This window comes from uncultured Arthrobacter sp., from assembly GCF_964021775.1.
Lineage (GTDB): Bacteria > Actinomycetota > Actinomycetes > Actinomycetales > Micrococcaceae > Arthrobacter.
Window position 1 is genome coordinate 63,699 of record NZ_CAXHZI010000008.1, and the last position, 17,958, is coordinate 81,656.

Below are 17,958 nucleotides of genomic sequence, written 5' to 3' on the forward strand. Positions count from 1 at the left end.
GCGTCCGGCCTCAAGGCCGAGCCGCCTCACCAATAACCAATCCGGGCCGGCGGCCCGGGGCTGGAGTCGATGTGGCTATTTCTGAAAAACTGCCCGGCGTCATGTCTGACCAGGGCGGGAAAGCTACCTCTCGCGCCAAGCGAGCCACCTCACAGACCGGCACAGCGCATTCCGACGCTGCGGCCGGTCCCGCTGTTTCCGGGGAAGGAACAGCGGGGGAGACTGCCCGAAGCTACGTCATCGACACCTCCGTTTTGCTCTCGGATCCGCGGGCGCTGCTGCGCTTCGCCGAGCATGAAGTCATTGTGCCGATCGTCGTCATCACCGAGCTTGAAAGCAAGCGGCACGACCCGGAACTGGGCTACTTCGCCCGGAAAGCGCTGCGCCTGCTCGATGACCTCCGCGTGGAGCACGGCGGCCTGGACCGCGCCATCCCGCTGGGCCGCGACGGCGGCACCCTGATGGTTGAGATGAACCACATCTCCGCCGAGGTGCTGCCGGCCGGATTCCGCGGCGGCGACAACGACAGCCGGATCCTCGCCGTCGCCAAGAACCTCGCCAACGAGGGCCGCCACGTGACCGTGGTGTCCAAGGACCTGCCGATGCGGGTCAAGGCCTCCGCCATGGGCTTGCTCGCCGACGAATACCGCAACGAGCTGGTCAAAGATTCCGGCTGGACCGGCATCGCCGAGATCGACGCCGCCGAGGACGAAGTCGCCACCCTCTACGGCCACGAACCCGTCTTCATCCCCGCCGCGGCCGAACTTCCGGTGAACACCGGCCTGGTGCTGCTCTCCAACCGGGGCTCCGCCCTGGGCCGCGTCGGAGCCGACAAACAGGTCCGCCTGGTCAAGGGCGACCGGGACGTCTTCGGCCTGCATGGACGCTCGGCCGAGCAGCGGCTCGCGATCGATCTCCTGATGGACCCGTCCGTGGGCATCGTGTCCCTCGGCGGCCGGGCCGGCACCGGCAAGTCCGCCCTGGCTCTGTGCGCCGGCCTCGAAGCCGTCCTGGAACGCCGGGAGCACCGCAAGGTGATCGTTTTCCGGCCGCTCTACGCCGTCGGCGGTCAGGAACTCGGCTACCTGCCCGGCTCCGAGTCCGAAAAAATGAACCCATGGGCCCAGGCCGTCTTCGACACGCTGGGCGCGCTGGTGAGCCAGGAAGTGGTCGAGGAAGTGATGGACCGCGGCATGCTGGAGGTCATGCCGCTCACGCACATCCGCGGCCGTTCACTCCACGATGCCTTCGTGATCGTGGACGAGGCGCAGTCGCTCGAAAAGAACGTGCTGCTCACGGTGATGAGCCGGATCGGCCAGAACTCCAAGATCGTCCTGACCCACGACGTCGCCCAGCGCGACAACCTGCGGGTGGGACGGCACGACGGCGTGGCCGCCGTCGTCGAAACCCTCAAGGGCCACCCGCTCTTCGGCCACATCACCCTCACCCGCTCCGAGCGCTCGCCGATTGCCGCGCTGGTGACGGACATGCTCGAGGGGGCGGAGATCTAAGGTCCTCACGCTCATGCGCGAGGGGCCGTGGTTGGGTTCGCCGGGCCGCGGCCCCTTTGCCGTCGGGCCGTGGTCGGGTTCGCCGGGCCACGGCCCCTTCGCCGTCGCTTAGACACGACCCATCGACCGCCGACGGTCGCTGGGCGACCTCTGGAGGTCGATGTGCCGCGATGCGCTCCTACGCGAAGGAGCCGCGGCTCGGCGTGTGAGCATCCCTCGCCCCCGCGAAGGAGCGCATCGGCGACGGGAGGTGTCTAAGCGACGGCGGGACGCCGTGGCCCCGTTTGCGGGGTCCTACGGTTCGATCCCCAGGTATTTTGCGGTGGGGTCGTGGCCTTGGACTTTGAGGGTCCAGTCGGGGCGTTTGAAGGTGGCGGGGGTGAGGCGGACCCGCGGGGAGTCTTGAAGTTTGCCGCCCCAGTTCGCGCGGGTGACGCCGTTGAGCTCGTAGCCGAGGGAGCGGGAGACGCCCAGGGACTGCTGGTTCCAGACGGCCGCCTCGGATTCGGCGACTTCGGCGCCCAGCCAGTCGAAGGCGTAGAGGGCGACGGCGGCGCGCATCTCCTTGCCCAGTCCGCGGCCCTGCACGCGGCGGGTGAGCCAGGAGCCGGTGCTGACCGTCCGCAGGGTGGCGAAGTCCTTGGCTTCGACGTCCTGGCAGCCGATGAACTCGCCGTCGTGCCAGATGCCGAGCAGCAGGGTCCATTCCTGCGGCGACATATTTCCACGGCAGCGCCAGTACCACTGCGCCATGTTTGGGCCCAGTTCCTCGGCCGGCATTTCCGCCCAGGGCCGGCTGAACGGGCTGCGGCCGGGTTCGTGGACGCCGGCCAGGGCCGCTTCCACCGCCGCCGGGATGTCCTCGTCCCGGATGGGACGGAGGGTCAGGCGCGGCGTGGCCAGTGAGAGGGCGAACGGGGGCCAGTAGGAGCCGGGGGCGGTCATCCCGGAAGCCTAGCGACGGGTTCCCGCGGCCGCCAGTCACACACGCCCCGCGGGGAGCGGCGCGCGGGCGGCAGTATCCAGTAGCATCCGAGGGTGATCCATCGACTCGGCGAACTCGGGGGAGCCGCCCCGCTGGCCTTCTGGCTGGTGCTGCTGGCGTGCGCCTACTTCGCGGTGATGGCCGCGCGACTGACGGTCATCGACGTCAGGCACCACTTGCTGCCCAACCGGATTATTTTTCCCTCCTACGCAGTTGCCGGCATCCTGTTGGTCGGCGCGGCGGTAACCGGTGCGGGCGCCGGGCTGTTCGGCGTGCCGGGGCTCCGGGTCGTGGCCGGCGGAGGCATGCTGTGGCTGTTCTATTTCCTCCTGCGGGCCGTTTATCCGCCGGGCATGGGCTTTGGCGACGTCAAACTCGCCGGGGTGCTGGGCATGTACCTCGGGTTCCTCGGCTGGGGGCACGTCTTTGCCGGAACGTTCGCGGCCTTCCTGCTCGGCGGACTCTGGAGCGTGGCCCTGCTGGTTTCGCGGCGCGGAACGCTGAAATCTGACATCCCGTTCGGCCCGTTTATGCTGGCCGGGACTGCCGCTGCCATGCTGCTGCTGCCGGCGGGCTAGGCTGGCGGGATGGCCACCCCGGAATTCATCCTGAAACTGCGCGAAAAGATCGGCCACGAGAGCCTGTGGATCCCCGGCGCCCGCGCCGTGGTGTTTGACGACGCCGGCCGGGTCCTGCTCGGCCAGCGGGCCGACAACGGCCAATGGGGGCTCATCACCGGGATCCTCGAACCGGGCGAGGAGCCGGCGCCCGGCCTGCTGCGGGAGGTGCTGGAGGAAACGGGTGTGGTTGCCGTCGCCGAGAGGCTGGTTTCGGTCGACGCCGTGGGCCCCACCATCTACCCCAACGGGGATGTCTGCCACTTCCTGACCTTGGTGTTCCGGTGCCGCTACGTCTCCGGCGAGGCGCGCGTCAACGACGACGAATCCCTCGCCGTGGGCTGGTTTCGGCCCGAGGAGTTCCCGGAGCTGATGCCGGGCCATCTGGAGTCGATTGATCAGGCCAGGGACCCGGACGGCGCTGCGCACTTCCGGAGCTGAGCGGTCGGGGCAATATTGTCGCAGCCCCGCCGTAGCCTGCTGCTATCCAGCTCTTCGGCTGGCGACAGTGGGCCCGGGCCATGCACCCGGGCCGGAAATGGGGAAGCATGACAGATTCAGCACTGACGCACGTGTACGTGCTCCTGGACCGTTCCGGTTCCATGAGCTCCATCGCCGATGACACGGTGGGCGGCTTCGCCGCGTTCGTCCGCGAGCAGCAGGCGGTGGCGGGCCGGTGCAAGCTCTCGCTGGCGCAGTTCGACGACGTCTACGAGCGCGTCTATACCGCGGTGGATATCCAGGAGGTGCCGCCCCTGGTGCTCCAGCCCCGCGGGAGCACGGCCCTGCACGACGCCATGGTACGGCTGATCGGGGAGGCCGGGGCGGAGCTGGCTGCGCTGCCCGAGCACGAACGCCCGGGCACCGTGCTCGTGGCTGTGCTGACCGACGGCCACGAAAATTCCTCCCGCGAGGCCAGCGGGGCCATGGTCAAAGCGCTGGTCGAACGCCAGCAGCAGCAGTGGGGCTGGCAGTTCACCTACCTCGGAGCGAACCAGGACGCGGTCCTGACGGCGCACGGGCTGGGCATCCGGGCCGAAGACGCCCTGACGTACGCGGCCGGCAACGTGGACGCTGCCTTCTCCGGGCAGTCCGCGAAAACCCGACGGCTGCGCGAGGCCCGCATGGCGGGCGCCAGCCTGGACGAGGCCGCGGCCTACTCCGCCTACACCGCGGAGGAACGCCGTGCCGCCGGCGGCGAGGTTGCCCTGGAGTAGGAGCCCCTGCCGGCACCGGGGCAAGGGCAGCCGGACGGTTAAACGCACGACGGCGGCCGGCACCTTCCGCTGGGAAAGTGCCGGCCGCCGTCGGACTGGGCGTGCGGGCCGCGGGCCCGTGGCCTGACTAGGCCTTGTGCGGCGGACGCGTCATGGACATGACGTCCAGGGCGGTGTCGAGCTGCTCTTCGGTCAGCTCGCCGCGCTCCAGGAAGCCCATGGCGACGACGGTCTCTCGGATGGTGAGGCCCTCGGCGACGGCCTTCTTGGCGATCTTGGCGGCGTTCTCGTAGCCAATGAACTTGTTCAGCGGCGTGACGATGGAGGGCGAGGCCTCCGCGAGGAAGCGGGCACGCTCCACGTTGGCGGTGATGCCGTCGATCATCTTGTCGGCCATCACGCGGCTGGTGTTGGCCAGCAGGCGGACGGATTCGAGCAGGTTGGCGGCCATCACGGGGATGCCGACGTTCAGCTCGAAGGCGCCGTTGGTGCCGGACCAGGCGATCGCCGTGTCGTTGCCGATGACCTGGGCGCAGACCATGATGGAGGCCTCGCAGATGACCGGGTTGACCTTGCCGGGCATGATCGAGGAGCCGGGCTGCAGGTCCGGGATCGCGATTTCGCCGAGGCCGGTGTTGGGGCCGGAGCCCATCCAGCGCAGGTCGTTGTTGATCTTCATGAAGGAGATCGCGATGTTCCGCAGCTGGCTGGACGCTTCGATCAGGCCGTCGCGGTTGGCCTGCGCCTCGAAGTGGTCGCGGGCCTCGGTCAGCGGCAGTCCGGTGTCGGCGGCGAGGAGTTCGATGACGCGCTCCGGGAAGCCGGCCGGGGTGTTGATGCCGGTGCCCACGGCGGTGCCGCCGAGCGGAACCTCGGCGACGCGGGGGAGGGAGGCGTTGATGCGCTCGATGCCGTAGCGGACCTGCGCGGCGTAGCCGCCGAACTCCTGGCCGAGCGTGACCGGGGTGGCATCCATCAGGTGGGTGCGGCCGGACTTGACGACGTCCTTGAACTCGACGGCCTTGCGGTCCAGCGAGTCGGCGAGGTAACCGAGCGCCGGGATCAGGTCGTTGATCAGGGCGGACGTGGCCGCCACGTGGACAGACGTCGGGAAGACATCGTTGGAGGACTGCGAGGCGTTGACGTGGTCGTTCGGGTGGACGACCTTCTCGCTGCCGGCCGTCTTGAGCGCGCGGGAGGCGAGCTCGGCGATGACCTCGTTGGTGTTCATGTTCGAGGAGGTCCCGGAGCCGGTCTGGAAAACGTCGATCGGGAAGTCGCCGTCGTACTTCCCGGCGGCAACCTCGTCGGCGGCATCCGCAATGGCCTGGGCCAGCTCGCCGTCGAGCACTCCCAGTTCTGCGTTGGCCTGGGCAGCAGCCTTCTTGACCCGGGCGAGGGCCTCGATGTGGGCGCGCTCCAGTGTCTTGCCGGAGATCGGGAAGTTCTCGACTGCACGCTGCGTCTGGGCGCGGTACAGCGCGTTCACGGGAACGCGGACTTCGCCCATCGTGTCGTGTTCAATGCGGAACTCTTCAGTGTTCAAATCTGCTGTGGAAGTCATGGGGCTAGCTTATTCGGCCCAAGCGTCCCACCGAAAACCGTGAACCGGCGCTGAAACGAAGGCCCCTAGAGCTCGCCGATGCCCGAGACCAGATCGGCGCGGCCCTCGGCAAGGCTGTAGGCAAGCCCGATCACCGCGGCCCGGCCGCTGCCGACGGCGTCGGAAATCACCCGCGAGCTGTCCACCAGGCGCTGGGACGTCTGCTTGACGTTCTCCACCACCATGTCGTTGACCTCGTGCTGGTCGTTCCGCAGCGAGGTCAGCACCGACGGCGTGATGCGCTCGACCAGGCTGCGCATGAAACCGACCGGCATCTGGCCGGTCTCCACGGCGGCCTTGGTCGCGATGACCGCGCCGCAGCTGTCGTGGCCGAGGACCACGATCAAAGGCACACCAAGCACGCTGATGCTGTACTCAAGCGAGCCGAGCACGGCGTCGTCGATCACCTGGCCGGCGGTCCGGACAACAAACGCGTCGCCGAGTCCCAGGTCGAAGATGATTTCGGCGGCCAGGCGCGAGTCGGCGCAGCCGAAGATGACGGCGAACGGGTGCTGGTTCTCCACGAGGGAGGACCGCCGCGAGGCGTCCTGGTTCGGGTGCGAGGACTCGCCGGCGACGAAACGTTCATTGCCCTCACGCAGGCGGCGCCAGGCGAGGGCGGGAGTCAGATAAGTAGCCACGGACCTACTTTACGGCGCGGTAGTGGCCGAAGGTGAAACCGTTGCCGGCGGGTTACTTTCCAACGACTTCACCACCGCGGCGGCGAGCACGGAGAACTCCTCCAGCTGCGCGGGCCCGGTCAGGATGACGGTGGTCCCGCGGTAGTCCAGCACCATGGACTTCTCGCCCTTGCCGGTGTCGCGCAGCTCCCAGTCGCGGCCGCCGGCGTTCCGGGTTCCGGTCACCGGGGCGTTTTTGGTCTGCTGCAGCAGCCAGGTCGGATTGGCCTGCCGGGTCTGGACCAGGCCAATGAAAGATTCCTTGGGCGTCAGGTAGCCGACCTCCCAGGTGGCCACGCCGCTGCCGGAGCCGGACTCCCAGCGGGCGTAATTTGACCGGAATGTGTCGCCGGTTTCCGGGGCGACCGGTGTGAATCCCGCCACACCCGCGGCGTTCTGCGCGATGGCGCTGACGTTGATGTCCGGGCGGTAGCCGTCGCTCTTGGGCGACGGATTCATCAAGACCACCGGCAGGAAGGCGCCGATGCTCAGGACCAGCGCAATGATCATGCCGATCACCGAGGCGTTGGCCCGCTTTGCCGCCGCGGCGCGGATCACGGGCTTGACGGGCTGCTCGACGGCGGCGCTGTTGGTGTCATGTCGTGCTCCGCCGGCGGGCGGTCCGGGGGCCTCGGGCGGCGTGTCCTGCAATTCATTCACCCCTCTATAGTCGCCCATTTCGGACCGATCTCACATTCGGTGCAGGGGTGCCGGGCGGAGCATGCCGTTTCACGGTTCGGCCATTCCATGACCGATGGAGGCCGCCGCGACTATGATCAGTAACAGACGAATCACCGCGGCCGCCGGAGACCGGCTGCCGCGGGTTCAATGATCGCCACTCGAAGAAGAGGTTCACGTGTCACCAGCGTCCATGACCCAGAAGTACTCCACGCTTTCCCCGTCGCTCGCCGTCGGCATCGACGAGCCTGACCGCAACCTTGCCCTGGAACTGGTCCGCGTCACCGAGGCCGCGGCCATCGCCGGCGGCCACTGGGTCGGGTTCGGCGACAAGAACAAGGCCGACGGCGCCGCCGTCGACGCCATGCGCTCCTTCCTGCAAACCGTCCACTTCAACGGCGTAGTGGTCATCGGCGAAGGCGAAAAAGACGAAGCCCCCATGCTGTTCAACGGCGAGCGTGTCGGCGACGGCACCGGCCCCGAGTGCGACGTCGCCGTCGACCCGATCGACGGCACCCGGCTGACCGCCCTTGGCATCAACAATGCCCTTGCTGTCCTGGCCGTGGCCGAACGCGGTTCCATGTTCGACCCCTCCGCGGTGTTCTACATGGAGAAGCTCGTCACCGGCCCGGAAGCTGCCGACATGGTCGACCTGCGCCTTCCGGTCAAGCAGAACCTGCACCTCATCGCCAAGGCCAAGGGCGTCAAGGTCAACCAGCTCAACGTGATGATCCTGGACCGTGACCGGCACCGCCCGCTGGTCGAGGAAATCCGCGAGGCCGGCGCCCGCACCAAGTTCATCATGGACGGCGACGTCGCCGGCGCCATCGCCGCCGCCCGCGCCGGTACCGGGGTCGACGCCCTGATGGGCATCGGCGGAACGCCGGAAGGCATCGTCGCGGCCTGCGCGATCAAGTCCCTCGGCGGCGTCATCCAGGGCCGGCTGTGGCCCACCAGCGATGAAGAGAAGCAGAAGGCAATCGACGCCGGGCACGACCTGGACCGGGTGCTCTCCACCAACGACCTGGTCTCCAGCGACAACTGCTACTTCGCGGCCACCGGCATCACCGACGGCGACCTGCTCAAGGGCGTCCGTTACTCCAAGGACAAGGTCCTCACCCAGTCCATCGTGATGCGCTCCAAGTCGGGCACCATCCGGTTTGTGGACGGCGAGCACCAGGCCAGCAAGTGGGAGGGCTACGCCCGCAAGAACTAGTCTTCACATCGCGCGAACGTACACTTGGGGCCCCGAATCCACCCGGTTCGGGGCCCCAAGTGTACGCTCGCCCGCGCTGTGACGGCCCAGGGCGGCCCGGACTTTTTCAACGACGAAGGGCCGCTCGCCGTCGAGGTCTTCTTTGAAGACGCGCACCTCTTTCCAGCCGAGACCCTCGGTGGCGGCCAGCCGGCGGATGTCGAGTTGAAGCTGCCCCGGGTCGGCGTGGTGAGCGCCGTCGTACTGCAGGGAGATCCGGTGCTCCGGGTAGGCGGCGTCGGGCCAGACCCGGGCGCGGCCCCAGGTGTCGCGGATGACGTGGTTCAGCAGAGGTTCGCCCAGGCCGGTCCGGCTGAGGATCAGCCGCATCTTCGTTTCCTGCGGCGAATCCGAGCCCACCCGGATGTCCGGCAGTGCCGCCCGGGCGGTGCGCACTCCGCGCATGCCGGGGTGGGCCGCGACCATGCGTTCAAGGTCCGCCAGCGTTGCCAGCGCGATGCGGGGGACCGGAAACTCCGGCCCGTGCGCGACGACGATCGAGTCGCCGGCCGCCACCAGTTCGTCCGGTGTCAGGACAGCGGCGAGGTCAAGCCAGGTGCGGGCGGGTGAAGTGACCCGCACCCCGTTCACCACTACAACCTCGCCCGGCAGGAAGGTCAGCCGGTGGCCGACGACATTCCGCCGTCGCGGTTTACTGCTGTCCCGCTCCCGGGCCACATGGATCCGCCAGTCCTCCTCGAGCCAGCCCGGCAGGCCCATGGCCCAGAACCGTCCGCCGGAGTGATGCGTGATCGTCGACTCGCCGTCGAGGGCGGAGAAGGCGCGGAGGCTGGCCGCCGGCCCGTCCGTGGCCGCTGCGGGAACCCTGACCCCGCGTGAGGGCACGTAGACGTCGGGCCGGCGGGTGCGCTTGCGGGAGACACCCGCAGCCTGCGCGTCCCGGCTGGTGAAGGAGCCGGCAAGCAGTTCCGGCGGCAACGGAAGTCGGGCCATGCTTCAGTGTGCGCCGGCGGGAGCCGGTCAATTGGGTTATCCACAGCTTGGATGAGCGCGACTGCGCGAGCGGACACTTGGGGCCCCGAAAACGCGGCTTAGGGGGCCTCAAGTGTCCGTTCGCGCGGTGGGGTGGGGCCTCAAGTGTCCGTTCGCGCGGTGGGTGGGGGCCTCAAGTGTCCGTTCGCGCTATTTGCGGAGCTTGGCGCGCAGGCCGGTGACGAGCTTCTTTCCGGACTGGGCGGCCCTGCGGGCGAGCTGGTACGCGCCGTAGCGGAGCTTCTTGACCGGCAGGTCCCAGGTCCCCGGGTACGCGACCTCGTATCCGCCGAAGGACTTCTTGAACGCCGTGAAGCCGGCCCATTTATGGTCGGGCTGGTCCGCGGGCGCCACACCCCAGAGGTCCACGTGCGCCAGGCCCTTGTCCTTGGCATCGGCCATCAGCGTCACCAGCAGCGGAATGCCGGCGCTGAGCTTCCGGTGCGTGTCGTCCAGGGCGGCGTGGGCGTAGGTGCGGGTATCCGCGGAGTCGTAGGCCAGGGCGGCGGCGATCGGCTCGCCCTCCAACTCCGCGATGAACAACGTGGCGGCACCGGACGGCATCAGCGACCGCGCCACCTGGCTGAGGTACTCGTCACTTTGGGGCTTGAAGCCGTTGCGCGCCGCGGTCAGGTGCAGGAACTTCAGCAGCACGGAAATCTCCGCCGGATCCTGGCTGGACCGGAACGTCACGCCCTTCTTGTGGATGTTGCGGTACAGGTTGCGGTTCACCGGCTTCATGTCCGCCAGGACGTCCTTGAAGTCGCGGTCCACATCCACGATCCAGCTCAGCTCGGGCTGCAGGTTCGCCGGCGCGGGCTGCAGGCCGCGGCTGCGCAGCACGGTCCCGGCGTCGGAGGCGGCAAACCCGGCGTCGACCGGTTCCAGCCGGACGAACACCGCCCCGCACCTGCGGGCCAGCGCCGTCAGGGACTCGAGGGCGGCGTCGAAGGCGGCGAGCGAATCGGCCAGCGGACCGTACGGCACGTAGAGCAGTTTGCCGGCCGGGTTGCTTTCCTCGACGGCCAGGAAACGCCAGCCGTCGCCGGAGAGTTCGTGCACGGTGCGGCCCAGGGCGCGCTGGACGTCGGCCCAGTGCGGGCCCTGCAGGAAGTAATCCACGGTTCAGGCCTTCATTCCGGTAGTAACGGCAAAGGCCACGGCGGGCCCGGTGGCACCGGTGACGGGGTGCACGTTGACCGGCGCCTCGGCGGCCGGCAGGAAGGCGGAGGCGCCGCGTTCCAGCTGCAGGTCGCCCTTGGGTGAGTCCAGCAGGACCGCGCCGGAGACCACGATGATCACTGCGGCCCCGGACTGCGCCAGCGGGACCGGCTCCGCGCCAGGCAGCAGTTCCACCCGCTGCAGCGCGAACTCCCGGAACGGCGGCCGGTACAGTTCCTGGCCCAGCATGGTGGTCTCGGCGGAGAGCCTGGGCACGCCAACGGCGTCGAAGGCCACGGTCTGCAGCAGCTCGGGCACGTCCACGAACTTCGGCGTCAGGCCGCCGCGGAGCACGTTGTCCGAGGAGGCCATCACCTCGATGCCCAGGCCGTGCAGGTAGGCGTGCACGTTGCCGGCCGGCAGGTACACGGCCTCGCCGGGCGCCAGCGAGATCCGGTTCAGCAGCAGCGAGATCAGCACACCGGGGTCCCCGGGGTACTCCTGGTTGAGGTTCACCACGGTGGTCAGCTCTGCCACGTGGGACCCCATCGGCGCTCCGGAGACCAGCGCCGCGACGACGGCGTCCGTCGCCGCCGCAACGTCCGCGCCGCCGGTGATCAGCCGCTCGAAGGCGGACCGCAGCGCGGCCGGCTCGTCCGGCTGGGCCAGGTCATCCAGCAGCCGGGGGAGCAGGGCGGGCAGCTCCAGTCCGGCAAGGTCAAAGCACGCTGCCAGGTGGGCGAATACGGCCCGCGGCTCCGCGGCCGGGCGGAAGCCGCACAGCGCCTCGAACGGCGTCAGGGCAAAGATCATTTCCGGCTTGTGGTTATCGTCCTTGTAGTTCCGCGTGGCGGCGGAGCGGTCGACGCCGGCCGCCTCCTCGCGGGCGAACCCGGCCCGCGCCTGCTCCAGCGTCGGGTGTACCTGCAGGGACAGCGGGCGCTCCGCGGCCAGGACCTTGAGCAGGAACGGCAGCCGCGGCCCGAACTCGGCAACACTGTCGGCCCCCAGATGGTGCTCCGGGTCACCGGCAATCAGCCCGTCCAGGGCCAGCCGTCCGCCGTCGTCCGCGCCGTCGTCCGCCCCGGACCCGTCCGCTCCGGTGAGAGCCAGCGAGGGGGAATCCGGGTGGGCACCGATCCACAGCTCGGCCTCCGGGCCGCCGGTCGCCGGCCGGCCAAGCAGCCCGGCGATCGCGGTGGTGGAACCCCAGGCGTAGGGCCGGAGGACGTTCTCAAGTTCGTACACGGAATACCTATCTGCTCGGGGAGAGCCGGGGACTGGAGCGTGCGGATAAGAGGGACCGGGCGCCCGTTCCTACAAGGGGGAGCACTGGCCGTTGGTCGCAACCAGGTTCCGGATTGATTGCTCATCACCGTTGCGCTTGAAGTCATTGAGCATCTGCTCCGTGATCGGCTCGCCCTCGGGCGTGGTGGTCACGGGGGTGAAGTCCGACGACGACGGCGACGGAGCGGGCTGCGTGCCGGGCACTGCCCGTGACACCCCGCCGGCGGCGGAAAGCGGACCGGGCACCCCGGCCGGCTGCCGGATGGAGTCGTCGGCAGGCCCCGCCGCGGGAGCGGGACCCAGCAGCTTGTCCACGGCCTGGTGGATCTTGTCGAAGTCCGGCACCGTGGAGAAGGAGGCGTCGAAGTCCGGCGGTCCGATCGTCAGCCGGCTCACGGGCTGGCCCTTGGACTTCATCGCGAGGTCCACGAAGCTGCCGAGCTGGCTGGCGGAGACGTTGGAATCGACCACCTTGGTGCCGGCCTTGACGATGCCCTCGAACTTCGAGAGCAGCGTTGCCGGATCCATCTGCTTGAGCATCGCCTGCTGGACACACTGCTGGCGTGCGATGCGGGCGTAGTCGTCCACGAATTCGCGGGAGCGGCCGTACCAGAGGGCGTGGTAGCCGTCCAGCTTGTTGTCGCCCGCCGGGATCCAGCCCAGCGGCATACCGTGGATGCCGTTGGCCTCGTCAATGGTCTCGCCGCTGATCGGGACCCAGCCGCCGGCCTTGATCCGGATGCCGCCCATCGCATCGATGAGCTTGGCGAAGCCGTCCATGTCCACCAGGACGTAGGCCTGCACCTTGATGCCGAGGGTGCCGGACACCGCCTCCAGCGTGGCCTGCGCGCCCGGATCCTGCACCCCGGGATAGAGGTCCTCGTACTTGTTGGTGACCTCGGTGTTGATGGCGTTGATGAGGCACTCATTGCCGCAGTCATAGCCGTCCGGGTAGATTTTGCGCATCGGCGAGTCCGCGCTGAACTGGGCGTTCTGCAGGTTGCGCGGGATGGAAATGATGGCGGCCTTGCCGGTCTTGGCATCGACGCTGATTACGGACAGGCTGTCCGGCCGGCGGCCGGTGCGGTCCGCACCGGCGTCGCCGCCCATCATCAGGAAGTTGTAGCGGCCCTCGGACGGCTCCATCGCGGGGCCGTTGGCGAAGATGGTGCCGATCGCGTCCCGGCCGACGTTCAGCAGGTAGGCCGCGTAGCCCAGGCTGCCGCTGCTGAGCAGCATGGCCAGTAGCAGGACGACGACGACGGCGGCGCGCGTCCCGGTCTCGAGCAGGACCGGGCGGACCAAACGGAGCGTGTTGAGGAACAGCGCCGCCCAGCCGAGGGCCAGCGCCGCGAGCACGACGACCAGCACCAGCGCGGTGGCAGGGTTGGCGATGAGGTTGATCAGCGTCGGCCGGGAAGCCACCAGCAAAACGAGCGCCGCTGCCACCAGGAACCAGGCCGTGAGGGTGACCCGGAGGGCCAAGCGCCCCAGCCGGCGGTTGCCCGCGACAGTCTGGGCACTGCCCGGGACCAGCAGCGTCATCAGGATCAGCAGGAAGGCACGCTTGGCCAGCACCGGCGACGCGGCGCCGGCGGGGTAGCGGACGGGATCCGTCAGGACACCCCGCGGCGGCTGCGATTTTTCCCGCGCAGCGGCGAAACCTTTGCTCATCTGCGCAATCCCTACCGGCCGCCCCGCGGAACGTTGTTTTCGTCGGAAAAGACGTCGGCCACCTTGCTGCGCAGGTTCGCGCCCTTGCGGGTGGCGGCGTCGTTGAGCTCCTGGGCGAACTGCAGCAGATCGGCCCGCAACTGCTCCGCGAGGGCGTCCGTGCCCGCGGCCAGCATCCGCACCGCGAGCAGGCCTGCGTTGCGGGCTCCGGCGATCGAGACCGTGGCGACCGGGACGCCGGCGGGCATCTGCACGATGGACAGCAGCGAGTCCATCCCGTCCAGGGTCTTCAGCGGCACCGGCACGCCGATCACCGGCAGCGGGGTGACGGAGGCGAGCATGCCGGGAAGGTGCGCAGCGCCGCCGGCGCCGGCAATGATGACGCGCAGGCCGCGCTCGTGGGCGGTCTGCCCGTAGCGGATCATCTCGGTGGGCATGCGGTGGGCGGAGACGACGTCGGCCTCGAAGGGGACGCCGAACTCGGCCAGCGCCTCGGCGGCGGCCTCCATCACGGGCCAGTCGGAGTCGGACCCCATTACGAGCCCCACCAGCGGGGCGGCCCCGTTGCCGGAGGGCCGGGAGGCGGAGTCACGGGATTCAATGCTGGCGTTCACGCGTTCTCCTCGGAGGTCCCCGCGGCGGAACCGGCGTGCGCCCGTCCGTCCCGGATGATGTTGGCGACGTCGCCGGCCCGTTGCCGGACGGAGTCGACGTCGGCGGCCGACGTGCCGACCAGGTTCACGTGGCCAATCTTCCGGCCCGGCCGCACGGCCTTGCCGTAGCAGTGGACCTTCGCGGCCGGTTCGCTGGCGAGGGCTGCGGGGTAGGCGGAGAACAGGTTCTGGTTCGCGCCGCCCAGGAAGTTCTTCATCACCACCACCGGCCCCAGCAGATCGGTGGCCCCGAGCGGCAGGTTCAGGATGGCGCGCAGGTGCTGTTCAAACTGGCTGGTCACCGAGCCGTCCTGGGTCCAGTGGCCGGTGTTGTGCGGGCGCATCGCGAGTTCGTTGATCAGGAAGCCGGCGCCGACGCCGGGGGTCTCGAACATCTCCACGGCCATGACGCCCGTGACGCCCAGCTCGTGGGCGATCCGGACGGCGGCGTCTTCGGCCGCCGCGGCAACCTCCAGCGGGATGTCCAGGGCGGGGGCGATGACCTCGTCGCAGACGCCGTCGACCTGGATGGTGTGCACCACCGGCCAGGCCCGGCATTCGCCGTCGGGGGTGCGGGCGACCATCGCCGAGAGTTCGCGGCTGAATTCGACCTTGGCCTCGGCCAGCAGCGGGGACATGGCCTCGAACCAGTCCGCCGACTCTGCGGCGTCCTGGGCGGAGGCGACGATCCGCACGCCCTTGCCGTCGTAGCCGCCCCGGGGAGTTTTGAGCACCACCGGCCAGCCGGCGTCGTCGCCGAAGGCCACCAGTTCCCCGACGTCGGCCACCGCGGCCCAGCGCGGATTGGGCAGCTCCAGCCGGTCGACCGCGGCGCGCATCACCAGCTTGTCCTGGGCGTTGACCAGGGCGTCGGGGCCCGGGTGGACGTTGACGCCGGCCTCGATCAGGGCGCGCAGGTGCCCGGTGGGAACGTGCTCGTGGTCGAAGGTGAGCACGTCCAGCCCGCGGGAGAACTCGAGCAGGTGGTCAAGATCCGTATAGTCGCCGACGGGGGCCTTGGCCACAGCGGCGACGGCGGAAACGTCCTCAGCCTCGGCGAGGACACGGAGTTCAAAGCCGAGGGCGGTCGCGGCCGGGGCCATCATGCGGGCAAGCTGGCCGCCGCCAACGACACCGATTACTGGAAAAGTCACATCTCCCAGCCTACCGAAAACCTGCGCGGAACCGGCCCTTGGCCGCCGTGCCCGCCGAAACAGCGCCATTTTCCGGCGCGGTCTGCCCGCCCAGGCAACGCGAACCAGCGGCAGCCGGGGGCGCGTTCCCGGAAAACGGCGCTAAAATGGGCCGTTGGCCGTTTGGCCGCCAGCTTCTCCCAGATTCAACCGGCCACGGAGGGTCATGATTAACACACTTGCAGATCGAGCGCGCGGGCTTGCCTCGCTCTTCTGGCGCGAAGTGGCCAAGTTCGGCGCCGTCGGCGGTGTGGCGTTCATCATCGACAACGGCCTGACGTATTACCTGATGCACGGCCCCATGTCCGACAGCGAGGCGAAGGCCCGCTTCGTCGGGGCGACCGTCGCCACGGTTTTCTCCTGGATCGCGAACCGCTTCTGGACCTTCCGCCACCGCCGCCAGGAAAACGTGCTGCGCGAGTTTGCGATGTTCGTCCTGATCAACGGCATCGGCATCGGCATTTCCACCGGGTTCACGGCCCTCGCCAAGTACGGCATGGGCATCACGGACAAGAACACGCTTTTCTTCGCCGGAATTGTCGGCATCCTCGTCGCCACGGTCGTCCGGTTCTTCGCCTACCGCTTCCTGGTGTTCAACAAGGAACTCGACGACGAGCCGGAGTTCTCGCACGACCACGAGATCATCGAACGCCACCCGCACGGCCAGGAGGCCGTCGGGGTTCCCGGCCAGGCCGCCCAGGATCCGGACGGCCCAGGCAGCACACCCGAACGCCGCTGAGCCGCACCCTGCCGATCCTGTCCCGCTGATCCTGCCGACGCAGGTCAGCTCCGGCTCACGCGCTCGTCACTGAGCAGCCGCTCGGTCACTGCGACGTCCGGGTGGACCAGCACGACGGAACCGTCCCGCTGCCACGCGCCCAGGGACTGGGCCAGGACCGATTCGAGTCCCTCCGCGGCCCGGACGAGCACCCGCTCGCCGCCTTCGGCAGACGACGCACCGGCCGCCGGGGCCGCCGAGGGTGCCGCAAAACCTGCCAGCAGACCGCCGTGCGCGTGCACGGTGCCGGCGGCGCTCCGGACTGCCCGGCGGTCCGCCTCGGGCTCCACGTGCGGCATAAAGAAATCCCCGTGGGAGCGCACCTCGGCCGCATAATCCACGACGCCGGAGGGCAGCTCGCCCAGCCACCGCATCGCCAGCGCCGGCAGCGCGACCGCCATGACGGCGTCGAAGGCGCCTTCGGCGGCCGCCGGTCCGGGCTCGGCCGTGGCGAGCAGTTCGGCTTCCGCCGCGTCAAGCACCACCTCCATGCCGAGCTGCCAGGCCGCCAGCGCCAGCACCAGCGACTTCCAGTGCGCCGGCAGGTCCAGGCGAAGCCGCGTGCCGGGCTCCGCGTCCAGCTCGTCCTGCAGCAGGTTGCTGGTCTTGGCCACCCAGTTGTCCAGCACCCGGCCGGACAGTTCCACCCGTTCACCGGCCGGCCCGTACCAGGTCAGCCGGGGAGAGGTGGACTGGCCGGAACGCAGGGCTGACATCAGGTCGATTGCCGGGATACTCATGCCCTCATCTTGCCACGGCGGCCGGGTACGTGATCTCTGTCACGCCCGCGGCGCCCTGGTGCCCGCCCCGGCGGCGGGCCGCTGGCGGTCGGCGGGGGAAAATCACCGTAAACGCAGGAAAATCCCAGGAAGAACGCAGCGCCAACGCAGGAAAGTACTCAGTAGGCTGTCAATTCCGCGCCAGCATGCGGCGGAGGCCGGAAAACTCCCGGGCGTGGCGTGCACGGCCAATGCGGCGGAAATTGATTATTATCTCCGCCGCGGCTTGACTCCCGGATACTTACACACGTGTAATTAGGTATCGAAAGCCAATGCGCATCAGGCGGCACACAACCGAGTGTCCGAGGGTCAGGCAAAGGCTGCAAAATCAGAGAGGGAACGCCAATGGGGCTTGCAGAGCGTATCCATGAAGATGAAGTCGTCGCCGGCCAAGCGACGGCGAAATACCGTTCACGCGGGGTGCCGAGTGATTGGTACGTAGACCCCGCCGATCCGGATGCCGCGGAGCGGTACAACGAACACACCCAGGACTCACTGCAGGACCAGGCCACGGCCTTCCTCGCAGCCCACGAAGCACTTCTGGCCGGAAACCCGGAGCAGGACGACGATCCGCTCGACCCGCCCATGGAACTGCAGACCCTGCACCCCGGAACCACCGCCCAGCCGGTGTGGATCGGACTGCCGTCCCGGCAGGACTTCGATGATGAAGGCGAACTGGGATGGCAGACCGACGCGCTCTGCGCGCAGACCGACCCGGAGGCCTTCTTCCCTGAAAAGGGCGGCTCCACCCGCGACGCCAAGAAGGTGTGCGGTGCCTGCAACGTCCGTTCACAATGCCTGGAGTACGCCTTGTCCAACGACGAGCGCTTCGGCATCTGGGGCGGCCTCTCCGAGCGGGAACGCCGCCGGCTTAGGAAGCGGGCAGTCTAATTC

At 68.9% G+C, this 17,958-nt stretch carries 18 protein-coding genes; 7 read left to right on the plus strand and 11 right to left on the minus strand.

Features of this window, described 5'->3' with window-relative positions; translation table 11 throughout:
• Positions 1-71: 71 nt before the first annotated feature.
• Positions 72-1,511, plus strand: a complete 1,440-nt coding sequence (locus ABIN76_RS09650; protein ID WP_346959490.1) for a PhoH family protein — start codon at positions 72-74, stop codon at positions 1,509-1,511.
• Between the two features lie 294 nt (positions 1,512-1,805).
• On the opposite strand, the gene ABIN76_RS09655 is transcribed toward ABIN76_RS09650, so the two are convergent.
• On the minus strand, positions 1,806-2,456 hold the full coding sequence (locus ABIN76_RS09655) for a GNAT family protein (RefSeq protein WP_346959491.1): 651 nt from the start codon (positions 2,454-2,456) through the stop codon (positions 1,806-1,808).
• A 93-nt stretch (positions 2,457-2,549) separates the two neighbouring features.
• Here ABIN76_RS09655 and ABIN76_RS09660 point away from each other — a divergent pair, with 93 nt between their 5' ends.
• The 3 genes from ABIN76_RS09660 (at position 2,550) to ABIN76_RS09670 (ending at position 4,330) form a co-directional block, all read left to right on the plus strand.
• On the plus strand, positions 2,550-3,074 hold the full coding sequence (locus ABIN76_RS09660; protein WP_346959492.1) for an A24 family peptidase: 525 nt from the start codon (positions 2,550-2,552) through the stop codon (positions 3,072-3,074).
• 9 nt (positions 3,075-3,083) lie between these two features.
• Positions 3,084-3,554: an NUDIX domain-containing protein gene (locus tag ABIN76_RS09665; protein ID WP_346959493.1), complete on the plus strand. Its 471-nt coding sequence runs from the start codon at positions 3,084-3,086 to the stop codon at positions 3,552-3,554.
• Positions 3,555-3,661: 107 nt separating this feature from the next.
• Positions 3,662-4,330, plus strand: a complete 669-nt coding sequence (locus tag ABIN76_RS09670; protein ID WP_346959494.1) for a vWA domain-containing protein — start codon at positions 3,662-3,664, stop codon at positions 4,328-4,330.
• 127 nt (positions 4,331-4,457) lie between these two features.
• Here ABIN76_RS09670 and ABIN76_RS09675 read toward each other — a convergent pair whose 3' ends face one another.
• The 3 genes from ABIN76_RS09675 to ABIN76_RS09685 form a co-directional block, all read right to left on the minus strand.
• On the minus strand, positions 4,458-5,894 hold the full coding sequence (locus tag ABIN76_RS09675) for a class II fumarate hydratase (protein WP_346959495.1): 1,437 nt from the start codon (positions 5,892-5,894) through the stop codon (positions 4,458-4,460).
• A 65-nt stretch (positions 5,895-5,959) separates the two neighbouring features.
• Positions 5,960-6,574 (minus strand): carbonic anhydrase, encoded by a 615-nt coding sequence (locus ABIN76_RS09680; RefSeq protein WP_346959496.1) that lies wholly within the window; start codon positions 6,572-6,574, stop codon positions 5,960-5,962.
• A gap of 9 nt (positions 6,575-6,583) precedes the next feature.
• Complete coding sequence (locus tag ABIN76_RS09685; RefSeq protein ID WP_346959497.1) at positions 6,584-7,273, minus strand: DUF4245 domain-containing protein; 690 nt, start codon at positions 7,271-7,273, stop codon at positions 6,584-6,586.
• 211 nt (positions 7,274-7,484) lie between these two features.
• Here ABIN76_RS09685 and glpX point away from each other — a divergent pair, with 211 nt between their 5' ends.
• Positions 7,485-8,507 carry a class II fructose-bisphosphatase gene (gene glpX / locus ABIN76_RS09690; protein WP_346959535.1) on the plus strand — a complete coding sequence of 341 codons (1,023 nt, stop codon included), beginning with the start codon at positions 7,485-7,487 and terminating at the stop codon, positions 8,505-8,507.
• Between the two features lie 3 nt (positions 8,508-8,510).
• Here the strand turns inward: glpX and ABIN76_RS09695 are convergent, their stop codons facing one another.
• The 6 genes from ABIN76_RS09695 to ABIN76_RS09720 all read right to left on the minus strand — a co-directional run bounded on the left by ABIN76_RS09695 (position 8,511) and on the right by ABIN76_RS09720 (position 15,468).
• Positions 8,511-9,500, minus strand: coding sequence for a hypothetical protein (locus ABIN76_RS09695; protein ID WP_346959498.1), 990 nt, complete (start codon positions 9,498-9,500; stop codon positions 8,511-8,513).
• Between the two features lie 189 nt (positions 9,501-9,689).
• Positions 9,690-10,661, minus strand: a complete 972-nt coding sequence (locus ABIN76_RS09700; protein WP_346959499.1) for a peptidoglycan bridge formation glycyltransferase FemA/FemB family protein — start codon at positions 10,659-10,661, stop codon at positions 9,690-9,692.
• Positions 10,662-10,664: 3 nt separating this feature from the next.
• A complete protein-coding gene (gene manA / locus ABIN76_RS09705; protein ID WP_346959500.1) occupies positions 10,665-11,948 on the minus strand; it encodes a mannose-6-phosphate isomerase, class I in 1,284 nt (427 codons plus the stop codon).
• A 69-nt stretch (positions 11,949-12,017) separates the two neighbouring features.
• The gene (locus ABIN76_RS09710; protein ID WP_346959501.1) at positions 12,018-13,661 is read right to left on the minus strand and encodes an LCP family protein; all 1,644 of its coding nucleotides are present in this window, start codon (positions 13,659-13,661) and stop codon (positions 12,018-12,020) included.
• 11 nt (positions 13,662-13,672) lie between these two features.
• Positions 13,673-14,197 carry a 5-(carboxyamino)imidazole ribonucleotide mutase gene (gene purE, locus ABIN76_RS09715; RefSeq protein WP_346959536.1) on the minus strand — a complete coding sequence of 175 codons (525 nt, stop codon included), beginning with the start codon at positions 14,195-14,197 and terminating at the stop codon, positions 13,673-13,675.
• A 74-nt stretch (positions 14,198-14,271) separates the two neighbouring features.
• Positions 14,272-15,468, minus strand: a complete 1,197-nt coding sequence (locus ABIN76_RS09720) for a 5-(carboxyamino)imidazole ribonucleotide synthase (RefSeq protein WP_346959502.1) — start codon at positions 15,466-15,468, stop codon at positions 14,272-14,274.
• A gap of 205 nt (positions 15,469-15,673) precedes the next feature.
• Between ABIN76_RS09720 and ABIN76_RS09725 the strand changes: the two genes are divergently transcribed.
• A complete protein-coding gene (locus ABIN76_RS09725; RefSeq protein ID WP_346959503.1) occupies positions 15,674-16,246 on the plus strand; it encodes a GtrA family protein in 573 nt (190 codons plus the stop codon).
• Between the two features lie 44 nt (positions 16,247-16,290).
• Here ABIN76_RS09725 and ABIN76_RS09730 read toward each other — a convergent pair whose 3' ends face one another.
• Positions 16,291-17,025 carry a TIGR03089 family protein gene (locus ABIN76_RS09730; RefSeq protein ID WP_346959504.1) on the minus strand — a complete coding sequence of 245 codons (735 nt, stop codon included), beginning with the start codon at positions 17,023-17,025 and terminating at the stop codon, positions 16,291-16,293.
• Between the two features lie 384 nt (positions 17,026-17,409).
• Between ABIN76_RS09730 and ABIN76_RS09735 the strand changes: the two genes are divergently transcribed.
• A complete protein-coding gene (locus tag ABIN76_RS09735; RefSeq protein WP_346959505.1) occupies positions 17,410-17,955 on the plus strand; it encodes a WhiB family transcriptional regulator in 546 nt (181 codons plus the stop codon).
• Positions 17,956-17,958 lie beyond the last annotated feature (3 nt).

Excerpts from the sequence above, each read along its gene's own strand:
- ABIN76_RS09710 (WP_346959501.1), bottom strand. The coding sequence starts at position 13,661 with ATGAGCAAAGGTTTCGCCGCTGCGCGGGAAAAATCGCAGCCGCCGCGG.
- ABIN76_RS09735 (WP_346959505.1), top strand. The coding sequence starts at position 17,410 with ATGGGGCTTGCAGAGCGTATCCATGAAGATGAAGTCGTCGCCGGCCAA.
- purE (WP_346959536.1), bottom strand. The coding sequence starts at position 14,197 with ATGGGGTCCGACTCCGACTGGCCCGTGATGGAGGCCGCCGCCGAGGCG.
- ABIN76_RS09675 (WP_346959495.1), bottom strand. The coding sequence starts at position 5,894 with ATGACTTCCACAGCAGATTTGAACACTGAAGAGTTCCGCATTGAACAC.
- ABIN76_RS09730 (WP_346959504.1), bottom strand. The coding sequence starts at position 17,025 with ATGAGTATCCCGGCAATCGACCTGATGTCAGCCCTGCGTTCCGGCCAG.
- ABIN76_RS09725 (WP_346959503.1), top strand. The coding sequence starts at position 15,674 with ATGATTAACACACTTGCAGATCGAGCGCGCGGGCTTGCCTCGCTCTTC.
- ABIN76_RS09665 (WP_346959493.1), top strand. The coding sequence starts at position 3,084 with ATGGCCACCCCGGAATTCATCCTGAAACTGCGCGAAAAGATCGGCCAC.
- ABIN76_RS09695 (WP_346959498.1), bottom strand. The coding sequence starts at position 9,500 with ATGGCCCGACTTCCGTTGCCGCCGGAACTGCTTGCCGGCTCCTTCACC.
- glpX (WP_346959535.1), top strand. The coding sequence starts at position 7,485 with ATGACCCAGAAGTACTCCACGCTTTCCCCGTCGCTCGCCGTCGGCATC.
- ABIN76_RS09670 (WP_346959494.1), top strand. The coding sequence starts at position 3,662 with ATGACAGATTCAGCACTGACGCACGTGTACGTGCTCCTGGACCGTTCC.
- ABIN76_RS09655 (WP_346959491.1), bottom strand. The coding sequence starts at position 2,456 with ATGACCGCCCCCGGCTCCTACTGGCCCCCGTTCGCCCTCTCACTGGCC.